Genomic DNA, 14,700 nt, shown 5'->3' on the forward strand with positions numbered 1-14,700 from the left:
CCATCAGCCCACCGACCCAAGCATTATGAGTGGGGCGCGCCGGCCAACGGAAAACCGGGCTGCCCCATAGTTGACGCAGGCCGCGCCGCCGAAGGCCAGGCGCAAGGTTTTCGTAGATTCCGCACGAGCCGAAGGCCACTTAATGTGGCCTTCGTGCGAGCCCAGGACTTGACCGAGCGAAAACCTTGCGCCTGGCCTTCGGCGGAGCGTGCCGGATGGTGGAATTGTGTGCAGCCCGGTTTTCCGTTGACCGACGCCGGGGTCCCCGCCATAATACTTTCGGTTCACGCACGAATCCGCTGCCAGAGACAGCCGGTGCAAACGGGCATTGCCCGCGAGCTCAATGGGATATCCCGCCAGCCGAGGTGGTCGAGTAGATATGTCTTCTCGCCCCCGTCGCTCATGCAGCGCGGGGGCTTTCTTTTTGGACATGCCCCCGTCACGTCCTTGTGGCGGACCGTGCCCGGAAAGAATTCGAGGAGGTGTAATTCATGCCCCAGCAGTACAAAATCGACAAGGTTGCAGAGATCGAGTCCCGTATCGCCGAGAATGCCGGTCTGTTCGTCGTCAACTACAACGGTCTGACGGTTAAGCAGGCTCAGGAGCTGCGTCATCAGCTTCGCGAGTGCGGCGCCGAGATGAAGGTCTACAAGAACAACCTGGTCAAGATCGCTCTCAAGAACCAGGAGCAGCCCGAGCTCGACGAGATCCTCGCCGGCCCCGTCGCTTATGTGTTCTACGAGACCGAGCCGGTCGAGGCCGCTAAGACCCTTAAGGACTTCTCCGCTAAGTCCAAGGGCGTCCTTGAGATCAAGGGCGGTATCTCCGACGGCAAGGCCGTTTCCGCTGATGATGTTAAGGCTATCGCCGAGCTGCCCACCAAGGACCAGCTTCTCGGCCAGATCGCCGGTCTCATCTCCGGTTTCGCTCGCGACATCGCTGTCTGCGTCAACGGCGTTTCCTCTGGTCTCGCTCGTTCGATCCAGCAGGTCTCCGAGCAGAAGGCAGCCTAGTCGCTGTTTTCACCCGCGGCGGCAACGCCGCACCCCTGGCGCATTCGCGCCGTGTTTTAACTGATCTCCGTGCACAGACACGGAAACCGAAAGGACTTAGAAATGGCTAAGCTTACCACCGATGAGATCATCGATGCTCTTAAGGAAATGACCCTTCTCGAGGCTTCCGAGCTCGTTAAGGCTATCGAGGACACCTTCGGCGTTTCCGCCGCTGCTCCTGCCGCTGTTGTCGCCGCTCCCGCTGCTGGCGCTGCTGAGGCCGAGGAGAAGACCGAGTTTGACGTCGTGCTCGAGGGCTTCGGCGACAACAAGATCCAGGTCATCAAGGCCGTCCGTGAGCTCACCAACCTTGGCCTGAAGGAGGCCAAGGAGGTCGTCGAGAGCGCTCCCAAGGCTGTTCTCGAGGGCGCCAAGAAGGAGGACGCCGAGGCTGCCAAGGAGAAGCTCGAGGCTGCTGGCGCTGCTGTCACCCTCAAGTAATCAGGCTTTCTCGCCAGATTTCTTTGCAGACGGGGTTCGCATTGCGAGCCCCGTCTTTTTTGTTTTGGCCCCTCATTCCCATTGCTCGGCACGCAGAACACCGCTGTCTTCGCCGTGCCAATCCCGTTACCGCTGGGGCATAAAATTGCACCATTCGAGCAATAATTTGCGTTGACCTGCTGAAGAATTGCGTTTGCCTTACGGCGACGTATGTCTCCGGCGGTAAGATACTTCGGTATCGCAATTTGGTCTGCGGCCGCCGTGCCGCACGCTTGGGGCGCTTTGCGCCTGCGAAAGGATCCTTGAATAATATGAAGGCAATCATCCCCGCCGCCGGTCTAGGCACGCGTTTTCTGCCTGGCACTAAGTGCACGCCCAAAGAGATGCTGCCGGTTCTCGACAAGCCGGTTATCCAGTACGTCGTTGAGGAGGCACTCGACCCCGAGGAGGTCGACGACGCCATCATCGTTACCTCTCCCGGTAAGCCCGAGCTGCTGAGCTACTTCCAGCCCGACCGTTCGCTCGAGAACCTGCTGCGCGAGCGCGGCAAGAACGCCTATGCCGATGCCGTCGCCCACGCTGGCGGTATGCCGGTCGACTTCCGCTATCAGTACGAGCCCAAGGGTCTCGGCCATGCCATTCGCTCGGCGGCCGATGCTGTGGCGGGGGAGAACTTCCTGGTTCTTCTGGGCGACTATGTTGTGCCCAACCATGACATTTGCGACAAGATGCTTGCCGTCTCCAAGGAGCATGGCGGCGCTTCGGTTATCGCTGTTGCCGCGTGTGCTCCCGAGGAGGTCAGCCGCTATGGCGTTATCGCCGGCGAGCGCGTGGGCTCCCTCGAGGGCGCTGAGGGCGTTGGCGATGCCGAGCCTGGCGCCGTGTGGCGTATCGGCGGCTTGGTGGAGAAGCCTGCTCCCGAGGCTGCGCCTTCTAACCTTTACATCGTCGGACGCTATCTGCTGAGCCCGCTGGTCATGGAGCTGCTTGCCGACCAGCAGGCCGGCAAGGGCGGCGAGATCCAGCTGACCGACGCCATGGCCCGTTCGCTCGACCGCGAGGCCATGTACGCCGTCGTCATCGATCCTCTGTCGGGCTACGACACCGGCACGCCTTCTGGCTGGATGGCCACCAACGCCCTTATGGCCGCAAGCGATCCTCGCTTTGCCGATGCCTTCTGGGATGCCATCGACGAGCGCGGCGGCTTGATGCGCAAGTAAACAGCGCTTACGGGTGCGGACTTCGGTCTGCACCCGTTTTTTTGCGAAGTGCCGCTTAGCTCCGGAAAGTGCGACCCACAATTTGGTCGAATTCTGGGATGCGCTTTCCGGCTGAGGACCCTAGCGGAAAGCGCATCCCAGAATATCGGCTCAGGACGGGATACAGTTTCCCAAACGGGGCTCAATCGGAAACTACGACCCAGTTTGAGGCCTCAAAACGGGACGCAGTTTCCGCCCGATCAGCCTTCGCCGCCATTCCGCCATTCAGCGACGCGCATCAGTAACTCTGTTCACAGAAAATATATGAACATATGTTCGATATATGCACATCTACCTGCGTATTTTCTGTCGAAAAAATTTGCTACTCCAAAAACCCAATCGCGTCAAGGCTTTTCTTGCCCAACGGTCGGTACCTGATAAACTATTAGGTTGCGATAACTGGCGAAGCTATGCCTCGCCAACCCACCGAGCATTTCCGTGAAGGAGGAAAAACCTGGTGACCTACGCATACACTGCCACTGAGCGCAAGCGCGTCAGCTTCGGGAAAATCCCGGAGGCCATGGAGCTCCCCAACCTTATCTCTGTTCAAAGGGAATCCTTTGAGCGTTTTAAGGACGAGGGCCTTCGTGAGGCGTTTAAGGAATCCAGCCCCATCCAGAGCCAGAACCATGTTCTCGAGGTTACTTTCGGCGAGCATCAGTTTGGCGACCCCGCGCATACCGTCGAGGAGTGCCGCGAGAAGGATATGACCTATCAGGCTCCGCTTCTGACCGACGTCCGTCTCACCAACAAGGAGACTGGCGAGATCAAGGAGCAGCTCGTCTTTATGGGCGACTTCCCCATGATGACTGATCAGGGCACCTTCATCATCAACGGTACCGAGCGTATCGTCGTCTCGCAGCTCGTCCGTTCCCCGGGCGTGTACTTCAGCTCCGAGATGGATTCGGGCAAGCAGATCTACAAGGCCCAGATCATCCCGTCCCGCGGTGCCTGGCTTGAGTTTGAGGTCGACAAGCGCGACCAGCTCATGGTCTCCATCGACCGTAAGCGCAAGCAGAGCGCCACGATGTTCCTGCGCGCCCTTGGCATCGCCGTCACCAACGACGACATCATCGAGCTGCTCGGCAACTCCGATGTGATCAAGCGCACCCTCGAGCGCGATACCGCCCTTACCCGCGAGGATGCTCTTATCGAGATCTACCGTCGCCTGCGCCCGGGCGAGCCTCCCACCGTGGATGCTTCCCGCAGCCTGCTCGAGGGCCTGCTCTTTAACCCGCAACGCTACGACCTGGCCCGCGTCGGTCGCTACAAGGTCAACAAGAAGCTCAACCTCACTACCGAGGAAGAGGTCACGGTGCTCACCGACGAGGATATCGTCGCGACGCTCCGCTACCTCCTGTCCCTCGCTGCCGGCGAGCAGGGCTTCAAGGTTGACGACATCGACCACTTTGGCAACCGCCGTATCCGCACCGTCGGCGAACTCGTCGCCAACCAGTTCCGTATCGGCATGAGCCGTATGGAGCGCGTCGTCCGTGAGCGCATGAGCTCCCAGGACATCGACGAGATTACCCCGCAGTCGCTCATCAACATCCGCCCGATCGTGGCCTCCATCAAGGAGTTCTTCGGTTCCTCGCAGCTCTCGCAGTTCATGGACCAGGCGAACCCTCTGACCGGTCTGACCCACAAGCGCCGTCTGTCCGCACTCGGCCCTGGCGGTCTTGCCGGCCACAAGTCGGGCTCCAGCCGCCGCACCAACGTGCCGACGGCCGTCCGCGACGTTCACAACTCGCACTACAGCCGCATGTGCCCGATCGAGACCCCCGAAGGCCCCAACATCGGCCTGATCGGCTCGCTTGCCCTCTACGCCCGCGTCAACGAGTATGGCTTCATCGAGGCCCCGTTCCGCCGCGTCGAGAACGGCGTTGCCACCGACCAGATCGACTGGATGACCGCTGACGAGGAAGAGAAGCACGTTATCGCGCCGGCCAACACGCCGCTCGATCCCAAGACCAACGAGTTCATCACGACCGATGCCGAGGGCAAGATCGTCCGTCCGCATTCCGTGATCGCCCGTACCCGCGACTTCGACGGCTCCTTCGGCGCTCCCGCCGACGTGCCCGTCGAGGACGTCGACTACATGGACGTCTCACCGCGCCAGATGCTCTCCGTCGCAGCCACGCTGATCCCGTTCCTCGAGCACGACGACGCTAAGCGTACGCTCATGGGCGCCAACATGCAGCGTCAGGCCGTGCCGCTGGTTCACCCCGCCGCTCCCTATGTCGGTACCGGCATGGAGCGTCGCGCCGCCCTGGACTCTGGCGAGGTCACCCTGGCCAAGAACGCCGGCGAGGTCATCTTTGCCGACGCCTCCAAGATTATCGTCAAGCATGCCGGCGGCATGGACGAGTATCACCTGGCCAAGTACCAGCGCTCCAACCAGTCCACCTGCATCAACCACCGCCCGCTCGTGCGCGTCGGCGACACCGTTGAGCAGGGTGAGCCTCTGGCCGACGGTCCTTCGACCGATCACGGCGAGCTCGCACTGGGCCAGAACCTCACCGTGGCCTACATGCCGTGGGAAGGCTTCAACTACGAGGACGGTATCGTCGTGTCCGAGCGCCTGGTGGCCGAGGACCTGCTGACGACCATCAACATCACCCGTCACGAGATCGACGCCCGCGATACCAAGCTCGGCCCCGAGGAGATCACTCGCGAGATCCCGAACCTCTCCGAGGACATGCTTGCCAACCTCGACGAGGACGGCATCATCCGCATCGGCGCTGAGGTCGGCCCTGGCGACATCCTGGTCGGCAAGGTTACCCCTAAGGGCGAGAGCGCTCTGACTGCCGAGGAGCGCCTGCTGCGCGCCATCTTCGGTGCCAAGGCTCACGACGTTCGCGACACTTCCCTTAAGATGCCTCACGGCGCTTACGGCCGCGTCATCGACGTCGTCCGCTTTAGCCGCGAGAACGGCGACGACCTGGCCCCCGGCGTCAACGAGCAGGTGCGCGTCTACGTCGCCCAGCGCCGTAAGATCCAGCAGGGCGATAAGATTGCCGGCCGCCACGGTAACAAGGGTGTTATCTGTAACGTTCTGCCGGTCGAGGACATGCCCTACATGGCTGACGGTACCCCGATCGACGTTATCCTCAACCCGCTGGGCGTTCCTTCGCGTATGAACGTCGGCCAGCTGCTCGAGTGCCACCTTGGCTGGGCTGCTGCCTGCGGTTGGGATACCGAGGATGCCGATTCCGACAAGTACGTCCCCGGTCCGTTCTTTACCGCGACGCCCGTCTTCGACGGCGCCAAGGAGGACGAGATCGCCGAGGTCATCCGTCGTGCCAACAAGAATATGCTCAACAAGGCCACCGCTGCCTTTGGCGATCACATGCGCCCCGAGTTTGTCACCCAGCTTGACGAGCGCGGAAAGACCCGCCTGTTTGACGGCCGTACCGGCGAGGAGTTCCGCGAGCCCATTACCGTGGGTACGTCCTACATCCTCAAGCTCGGTCACATGGTCGACGACAAGATCCACGCCCGTTCGACTGGCCCTTACAGCTTGGTTACCCAGCAGCCGCTGGGCGGCAAGGCCCAGTTCGGCGGCCAGCGCTTCGGCGAGATGGAAGTTTGGGCACTGTACGCATACGGTGCTTCCAACGTCCTGCAGGAGATCCTGACCGTCAAGTCCGACGATACCGTGGGCCGCGTCAAGACCTACGAGTCCATCGTCAAGGGCGAGAACGTCCCGGTTCCGGGTATCCCCGAGTCCTTCAAGGTTCTCGTCAAGGAGATCCGTTCCCTCGCACTGGACATCGAGCCCATGCGCGATGCCGACGAGGACGCCTCCGCCCCCGTGACCGCCGAGGAGACCTCTGCCCTCGATGACCTGGCTGCGCTCGCCGGCGTTGACGCCGACGTCGAGGCCCAGGATGCCGAGACCGCCGAGGCACCCGAGGCTGTCGCCGCCACGACCACTGATAAGGAGTAGTTGACTGTGGCAGATTTCGAAGCTACTGAATTTGACTCGGTAAAGATCTCCCTTGCCTCCGCCGACCAGATCCGTTCCTGGTCGCACGGTGAGGTCAAGAAGCCGGAGACCATCAATTACCGTACCCTCAAGCCCGAGAAGGACGGCCTGTTCTGCGAGAAGATCTTCGGTCCCGCCAAGGACTGGGAGTGCTCCTGCGGCAAGTACAAGGGCATCCGCTTTAAGGGCATCGTCTGCGAGCGCTGCGGCGTCGAGGTCACCTCGGCTAAGGTGCGTCGCGACCGCATGGGCCATATCGAGCTCGCCGCTCCCGTGTCCCACATCTGGTACTTCAAGAGCCCCACGAGCTTCCCGATGAGCCGTATGCTCGACATCAAGTCCAAGGACCTCGAGAAGGTTCTGTACTTTGCCAGCTACATCATCACCGAGGTCGACTACGAGGCTCGCGAGGCCGACGCTGACGATCTGCGTGAGGAGCTCGCCGCCGATCTGGAAGAGATCGATGCCGAGTGCGCCCGCCAGATCGAGTCCCTCAAGGAGCAGGGCAACCCCGAGAACTTTGACGAGTTCTCCGACGAGGAGCCGCTGACCCCCGAGGAGATCGCCTCCGGCATCGTCGACATCGAGGAAGAGTGCAAGGACGAGAAGCAGCTCCGCACGGACGCCTTCAACGCCTTCATGAAGCTCACCGAGCGCGACCTCATCTCCGATGAGCCGCTGTTCCGCGAGATGACCCGTTACTACTCCATGTACTTCAAGGGTGGCATGGGTGCCGAGGCCGTCCGCGACCTGCTCGCTGCCATCGACCTCCCCTCCGAGGCCGAGAAGCTCAAGGCCATCATCGCCGACGAGGACTCCCAGAAGCAGAAGCGCGAGAAGGCCGTTAAGCGCCTCGAGGTCGTTGACGCCTTCCTGAAGGGCGGCAACAGCCCCGCGAACATGATTCTGGATGTCATCCCGGTCATTCCGCCCGATCTGCGCCCGATGGTCCAGCTCGATGGCGGCCGCTTCGCCGCGTCCGACCTCAACGACCTGTATCGTCGCGTGATCAACCGTAACAACCGACTCAAGCGCCTGCTCGACCTGGACGCCCCTGCGATCATCGTGAACAACGAGAAGCGCATGCTCCAGGAGTCCGTGGACGCCCTGTTCGACAACGGCCGCCGTGGGCGCCCGGTCTCTGGCCGTGGTGGTCGCCCGCTTAAGTCGCTCGCCGAGGCCCTCAAGGGCAAGCAGGGTCGTTTCCGCCAGAACCTGCTGGGCAAGCGTGTCGACTACTCTGGCCGTTCGGTAATCGTTACCGACCCCAAGCTGCTGCTGCACCAGTGCGGTCTGCCCAAGACCATGGCGCTGGAGCTCTTCAAGCCCTTCGTCATGAAGCGCCTGGTCGAGCTTGGCAAGGTCGAGAACATCAAGGGCGCCAAGCGCGCTATCGACCGCGGTGCCACCTTTGTGTGGGACATCCTCGAAGAGGTCATCGACGGCCGTGTCGTGCTGCTCAACCGTGCACCGACCCTGCACCGTCTGTCCATCCAGGCCTTTGAGCCGGTGCTGGTCGAGGGCAAGGCTATCCACCTGCACCCGCTGGTCTGCGCGCCCTTCAACGCCGACTTCGACGGCGACCAGATGTCTGTCCACGTGCCGCTGTCCAGCCAGGCTCAGGCCGAGGCCCGCGTGCTCATGCTCTCTGCGAACAACCTGCGCTCGCCGGCATCCGGCAAGCCGGTCAACATCCCCTCGCAGGACATGATCATTGGTGTGTACTACCTGACCCAGGTCCGCGACGGTCTGCCGGGCGAGAACCACGTGTTCTCGAGCTTCGACGACGCGCTGCACGCCTATGACTGCCGCTCCGAGGTCGACATGCAGGCCAAGATTCAGGTCCGCGTGTCCGCCGAGAACGCCAACGTCATCAACGAGGACGGTACCCGTATCTTCCGCGTCAAGAACGGCAAGAACGAGTTCGTCGACTACGATGTCACCGGCAACAAGACCGCACGCTTCGAGACGTCTATCGGCCGCATCATCTTCAACCGCCAGTGCCTGCCCGAAGACTACGAGTTCATGAACTACAAGATGGTCAAGGGCGATGTGGCCAAGCTGGTTGCCGACTGCTGCGATCGTTACCCCGAGGCCAAGGTCGGCCCGATCCTCGACTCTATCAAGTACTCCGGCTTCCACTACGCTACCCGCGCCGGCCTCACCATCTCGGTGTGGGACGCTCTCATCCCTGCCGAGAAGCAGGAGCTGCTCGACCGCGCCCAGGCCAACGTCGACCAGATCAACGAGTACTTCGAGGAGGGCTTCATCAACGAGACGGAGCGCCACATCGAAGTCGTTAACGAGTGGACCGCTTGTACCGACAAGGTCGCAGCGCTCATGCTCGACATGTTCGACGAGGAGAACCCGCTGTACATGATGGCCGACTCCGGCGCCCGTGGTTCTAAGACCCAGCTGCGTCAGCTCGGCGGCATGCGTGGCCTGATGGCAGATATGTCCGGCGAGACGATCGACCTTCCCATTAAGGCGAACTTCCGCGAGGGCCTGCTGCCGCTCGAGTACTTCATTTCGACCTACGGCGCCCGTAAGGGCCTGGTCGATACCGCATCCCACACCTCGGACTCTGGCTACCTGACCCGTCGTCTGGTCGACGTGGCCCAGGACGTCATCGTCCGCGAGGAGGACTGCGGTACGCACGAGGGCGTCACCTACAACCTCATCATCCCCGGCACCACCGACCTCAACACCGATCTTGTCGGCCGTTGCTTCATTGAGGACGTCGTGGCTCCCGATGGCACCGTGCTCTTTGAGCAGGACGGCTATATCGAGAAAGTCGCTGACATCCAGAAGATGGTCGATGCGGGCCTTAAGAAGGTCAAGCTTCGCGCGCTGCTCACCTGCCGCTCCAAGTACGGCGTGTGCCAGAAGTGCTACGGCTGGGATCTTTCCACCCGTCGTCCGGTCGCCATCGGTACCGCAGTCGGCATTATTGCCGCCCAGTCCATCGGCGAGCCCGGTACGCAGCTTACGATGCGTACCATTCACTCCGGCGGCGTCGCTGGCGTCGACGATATTACGCAGGGCCTGCCTACGGTCAGCCGTATGTTCGATATCGTCGGCAACGTCAACGAGAAGATCCTGGGTCGCGAGGCCGAGCTGGCTCCGTACTCCGGCCACCTCTCGATTAAGCCCGAGAAGTCCGAGTACGTGCTGACGCTCACCGACTCCGAGGATCACACCCGTGTCCTCGACGAGCGTCGCGTCCCCGCTTCGGTGCGCTTTATGCCCGAGATCGAGGACGGCTGCGAGGTTCGCGCCGGCGACCAGATCACCAAGGGCTTCGTCAACTTCCGCAACCTGCGCAAGCTGACCGACATCGAGTCGACGATGCACACCTTCGTCGAGAGCGTCAAGGACGTCTACACCAGCCAGGGCGTCGACCTGAACGACAAGCACATCGAGGTGCTCGCACGTCAGATGCTGCGTCGCGTTCAGATCACCAACCCCGGCGACTCCAAGTACCTGCTTGGTCAGTACGTCGACCGCTACGAGTTCGCCGACGAGGTCGAGCGCGTTGCCCGTCTGGGCGGTCAGGCTCCCGTGGCTGAGCCCGTCATCTTGGGTACGCTCAAGGTTGCGTCCAACATCGACTCCTGGCTGTCGAGCGCTTCGTTCATCCGTACCGCCGGCGTCCTTACCGAGGCTGCTATTGAGGGCAAGGTCGACCACCTGCTCGACCTTAAGTCCAACGTCATCGTCGGTAAGAAGATCCCGGCTGGTACCGGCCTCAAGCCGTACGCTAACGCCAAGCTGACGTATCGCACGGCCGACGGCTACGTGGACATCGATGGTCCGGCTTCGCCCAACGCCAAGTCGCTGCCCGAGTGGGCTCCCGTGGAGCTCAAGGACCTGGACGAGCGGCTCCCACAGCAGCTCGACTGGGCCGGCTACGACGAGTTTGGCGGTGCTGACGGTTCGTTCACCCGCAACGGCCACACCATCTCCGCCGAGAAGGCTCGCCTGTACCTGTTCGACGACCTGGGCGTGTCGCAGCGCTGGACCAACAAGTTCAGCGAGGTCGGCATCGAGACGGTCGGCGACCTGGTTGGCAAGTCCGAGGAGGATCTGCTGCGCATCGATGGTATCGGTGCCAAGGCGATCGAGGAGCTCCGTGACGGCCTCGAGGCCCACGACCTGCTCTACATCCTCGAGAACAACGACGACGTTGCCGACGAGGAAGACCTCTCGCAGCTGCTGCAGATGGTCTTTAGCCCCGACGGTCCGGACGACATCCTGCTGGGCACCTCCGCTCCGACGCATCACGCCGATGCCGACGAGGAGCTCCTGGGCGCCCCGATCGACGACAAGAAGGCTTCCGCCAACGGTGCCATCAACGAGGACATGGCTTCCCTCGACGAGCTGCTCAACCAGCTCGTGGACACCGACGACGCCGAAGAGGCCAAGGACAACGACGGGGAGTAATTTCCCAGTACGTTAACCGCCCTTCCAAAGACCCGCTTCCCAACAGGGGAGCGGGTCTTTTTTGTTGAGGAACGTTGCCCTGACGAGCACGTAGGATTCCCGGGACGGGCGGCCCTGGGGTTAAGTTTGTCGCGAGTTCCGCACGCAAAGGAAAGCACTTAATGTGCTTTCCGTCTTGCGCAGGACTGTAGAGCAGCAAACTTAACCCCTGGGCCGCCCGTCCAGGAAATCCGCCCTCGCGCACAGGAGGGGATTCCTTTTGTGTAGGCTTTGCGGAAATGTGGCTATTTTAGGATACGCCCGGCGGCGTGGTCTGTTGACGACACAGCTAACGGCACGTATCCTATCGAACTGCGTGTTTCGTAGGGGGATGCTGACCCCTCGATTCAAGCCGTTGCACTTTACAGAAAGCTGGAATCATTCGAGAAGGAGTACGCTTTGCCTACTATTAACCAGCTGGTTCGCCAGGGCCGTCGTTCCGCGCCCAAGAAGTCCAAGAACGCTGCTCTGCAGCACAACTCCCAGAAGCGCGGTGTGTGCACCCGCGTCTTCACCACGAGCCCCAAGAAGCCGAACTCGGCGCTTCGTAAGGTTGCCCGTGTTCGCCTCGTCAACGGCATCGAAGTTACTGCTTACATTCCGGGTGAGGGCCACAACCTGCAGGAGCACTCCATCGTGCTCGTCCGCGGCGGTCGTGTTCGTGACCTCCCTGGTGTCCGTTATCACGTCATCCGTGGCGCCTACGATGCTGCTCCGGTCCAGAACCGTATGCAGGCCCGTTCCAAGTACGGTGCTAAGCGCCCCAAGGCCAAATAAGCCAGATAACGTTTTGATACTTTCGCCGTGTGCCGCCTAAGCGCCGCACGGTAGACACTTAAGGAGATTTCACATGCCGCGTCGTGCAGCAGCTAATCGTCGTGAGGTTCAGCCTGACGCCGTTTACAACAACCGCCTGGTGACTCAGCTCATCAACAAGGTCCTTCTTGACGGCAAGAAGGCCACCGCTGAGCGCATCGTTTACACTGCTTTCGAGATCGTTGCCGAGAAGTCCGAGGGTGGCGACGCTCTCGCTACCTTCAAGAAGGCTATGGACAACGTCAAGCCCACGCTCGAGGTTAAGCCCAAGCGTGTCGGTGGCGCTACCTATCAGGTCCCGATGGAGGTCAACTCCCGCCGTTCCACCGCTCTGGGCATCCGCTGGATCGTCAACTTCTCCCGCGCTCGCAAGGAGAAGACCATGGCTGAGCGTCTCGCAAACGAGATTCTGGACGCTTCCAACGGCCTGGGCGCTTCCGTCAAGAAGCGTGAGGACGTCTTCAAGATGGCCGAGGCCAACCGCGCGTTCTCTCACTATCGTTGGTAAGTTAAGGTAAGGAACTAACATGGCTAAGGCTAAGCACAAGCTTTCCGATACCCGTAACATCGGCATCATGGCCCACATCGATGCCGGTAAGACCACCACGACCGAGCGTATTCTTTACTACACCGGTAAGACCCACAAGATCGGTGAGGTCCATGAGGGCGCTGCCACCATGGACTGGATGGTTCAGGAGCAGGAGCGCGGCGTAACCATTACCTCCGCTGCTACCACGTGCTTCTGGAACAAGGACGGTAAGGACTACCGCATCCAGATCATCGACACCCCGGGCCACGTTGACTTCACCGCCGAGGTCGAGCGCTGCCTGCGCGTCCTCGATGGCGCTGTCGCCGTCTTCGACGCCGTTGCCGGCGTCCAGCCCCAGTCTGAGACCGTTTGGCGTCAGGCTTCTACCTTCAACGTTCCCCGCATCGCCTTCATCAACAAGTATGACCGCGTGGGCGCTGACTTCTTCAACGCTATCGAGACCATGAAGGATCGTCTCGACGCCAACGCCGTGGCCGCTCAGGTCCCGATGGGCGCCGAGGACAACTTCTGGGGCGTCATCGACCTGGTCACCATGACTGCATGGGACTTCAAGGCCGACGAGAAGGGCATGACCTACCCCGAGCCGATGGACGAGATCCCGGCTGAGTTCGCCGACATCGCTGCCACCAAGCGCGAGGAGCTCCTCGACGCCGCTGCCAGCTTTGACGACGAGCTCATGGAGAAGATCCTCATGGAGGAGGACTTCACCGTCGAGGAGCTCAAGGCTGCTCTGCGCAAGGGCGTTCTGGCCAACGAGCTCAACCTCGTCTTTGTGGGCTCCGCCTACAAGAACAAGGGCGTTCAGGAGCTGCTCGACGCTGTCGTCGACTACCTGCCCAGCCCGCTCGACGTTGAGGCCGTCACCGGTACCGATCCGGAAACCGGCGAGGAGATCGTGCGTCATCCCTCCTTCGACGAGCCCTTCTCCGGCCTGGTCTTCAAGATCATGACTGACCCGTTCGTCGGTAAGCTCACCTACGTCCGCGTTTATTCCGGTCGCGCCGAGTCCGGCTCCTACGTGGTCAACGCCTCCAACGGTCAGCGCGAGCGTCTCGGCCGCATCCTCGAGATGAACGCCGCCGAGCGTATCGACCGTGACGACGCTTGCGCCGGTGACATCGTCGCCTGCGTCGGCTTCAAGAACTCCACCACCGGTGACACCCTGTGCGCCGAGGGCAAGGAGATCGTCCTCGAGAAGATCGAGTTCGCCAAGCCCGTTATCGACGTTGCCATCGAGCCCAAGACCAAGGCCGAGCAGGACAAGATGTCCCTGGCTCTGACCAAGCTCGCCGAGGAGGACCCGACCTTCACGGTGTCCACCAACCACGAGACCGGCCAGACCATCATCGCCGGCATGGGCGAGCTGCACCTCGAGATCATCGTTGACCGTCTGCTCCGTGAGTTCAAGGTTGACGCTAACGTCGGTAAGCCCCAGGTTGCCTACCGCGAGACCGCTGGTCACGACGTCGAGAGGGCTGAGGGCAAGTTCGTCCGTCAGTCCGGCGGTCGCGGTCAGTACGGCCACGCCGTCATCAAGCTCGAGAAGATGGAGGAGGGCTTCGGCTACGAGTTCGTCAACGCTATCGTCGGCGGCGTCGTGCCCAAGGAGTACATCCCGTCCATCGACAAGGGCATCCAGGAGGCCCTGAACACCGGTGTTATCGCCGGCTTCCCGGTCCTCGACGTTAAGGTCACCCTGTTCGACGGTTCTTACCACGAGGTCGACTCCTCCGAGGCCGCCTTCAAGATCGCCGGTTCTATGGCTATCAAGGACGCCCTCAAGAAGTCTGATCCGCAGCTGCTCGAGCCGATCATGGCTGTCGAGGTCGAGACCCCCGAGCAGTACATGGGCGACGTTATGGGCAACCTCTCCGGTCGCCGCGGCAAGATCGAGGGCATGGAGGATCGCAAGAACACCAAGCTCATCCGTGCCAAGGTGCCGCTGGGCGAGATGTTCGGTTACGCTACCGACCTTCGCTCCCAGACCCAGGGCCGTGCATCCTACACGATGCAGTTCGACTCTTATGAGCCTGCGCCCAAGTCCATCGTGGACGAGGTCATGAGCAAGAACGCCTAAGTTCGAGCTCCCTGTTACGTAATCCGCGAGAACAT

At 61.5% G+C, this 14,700-nt stretch carries 8 protein-coding genes; all 8 read left to right on the forward strand.

The window, feature by feature from the left end; all coding sequences use genetic code 11:
* Nucleotides 1-491: 491 nt before the first annotated feature.
* The 8 genes from rplJ to fusA all read left to right on the forward strand — a co-directional run bounded on the left by rplJ (nt 492) and on the right by fusA (nt 14,665).
* The gene (gene rplJ / locus ACTQV3_RS00085) at nt 492-1,013 is read left to right on the forward strand and encodes a 50S ribosomal protein L10 (protein ID WP_117646079.1); all 522 of its coding nucleotides are present in this window, start codon (nt 492-494) and stop codon (nt 1,011-1,013) included.
* Nucleotides 1,014-1,115: 102 nt separating this feature from the next.
* Entirely contained in the window at nt 1,116-1,493 is a 378-nt protein-coding gene (rplL, locus tag ACTQV3_RS00090; protein ID WP_154514707.1) for a 50S ribosomal protein L7/L12, read from the forward strand.
* A gap of 311 nt (nt 1,494-1,804) precedes the next feature.
* On the forward strand, nt 1,805-2,713 hold the full coding sequence (locus ACTQV3_RS00095) for a UTP--glucose-1-phosphate uridylyltransferase (protein ID WP_368136490.1): 909 nt from the start codon (nt 1,805-1,807) through the stop codon (nt 2,711-2,713).
* A gap of 559 nt (nt 2,714-3,272) precedes the next feature.
* Entirely contained in the window at nt 3,273-6,701 is a 3,429-nt protein-coding gene (gene rpoB / locus ACTQV3_RS00100) for a DNA-directed RNA polymerase subunit beta (protein ID WP_229770619.1), read from the forward strand.
* A 6-nt stretch (nt 6,702-6,707) separates the two neighbouring features.
* Nucleotides 6,708-11,183: a DNA-directed RNA polymerase subunit beta' gene (locus ACTQV3_RS00105; protein ID WP_370450532.1), complete on the forward strand. Its 4,476-nt coding sequence runs from the start codon at nt 6,708-6,710 to the stop codon at nt 11,181-11,183.
* Nucleotides 11,184-11,621: 438 nt separating this feature from the next.
* Nucleotides 11,622-11,999 (forward strand): 30S ribosomal protein S12, encoded by a 378-nt coding sequence (gene rpsL, locus ACTQV3_RS00110; RefSeq protein ID WP_154514699.1) that lies wholly within the window; start codon nt 11,622-11,624, stop codon nt 11,997-11,999.
* A 73-nt stretch (nt 12,000-12,072) separates the two neighbouring features.
* The gene (gene rpsG / locus ACTQV3_RS00115; protein WP_006235013.1) at nt 12,073-12,546 is read left to right on the forward strand and encodes a 30S ribosomal protein S7; all 474 of its coding nucleotides are present in this window, start codon (nt 12,073-12,075) and stop codon (nt 12,544-12,546) included.
* A 19-nt stretch (nt 12,547-12,565) separates the two neighbouring features.
* Nucleotides 12,566-14,665 carry an elongation factor G gene (fusA, locus tag ACTQV3_RS00120; RefSeq protein WP_154514697.1) on the forward strand — a complete coding sequence of 700 codons (2,100 nt, stop codon included), beginning with the start codon at nt 12,566-12,568 and terminating at the stop codon, nt 14,663-14,665.
* Nucleotides 14,666-14,700 lie beyond the last annotated feature (35 nt).

Origin of the sequence: Collinsella sp. LCP19S3_A7 (assembly GCF_052121995.1) — a bacterium.
Lineage (GTDB): Bacteria > Actinomycetota > Coriobacteriia > Coriobacteriales > Coriobacteriaceae > Collinsella.

Excerpts from the sequence above, each read along its gene's own strand:
- rplJ (WP_117646079.1), top strand. The coding sequence starts at position 492 with ATGCCCCAGCAGTACAAAATCGACAAGGTTGCAGAGATCGAGTCCCGT.
- fusA (WP_154514697.1), top strand. The coding sequence starts at position 12,566 with ATGGCTAAGGCTAAGCACAAGCTTTCCGATACCCGTAACATCGGCATC.
- rplL (WP_154514707.1), top strand. The coding sequence starts at position 1,116 with ATGGCTAAGCTTACCACCGATGAGATCATCGATGCTCTTAAGGAAATG.
- ACTQV3_RS00095 (WP_368136490.1), top strand. The coding sequence starts at position 1,805 with ATGAAGGCAATCATCCCCGCCGCCGGTCTAGGCACGCGTTTTCTGCCT.
- rpoB (WP_229770619.1), top strand. The coding sequence starts at position 3,273 with ATGGAGCTCCCCAACCTTATCTCTGTTCAAAGGGAATCCTTTGAGCGT.
- rpsG (WP_006235013.1), top strand. The coding sequence starts at position 12,073 with ATGCCGCGTCGTGCAGCAGCTAATCGTCGTGAGGTTCAGCCTGACGCC.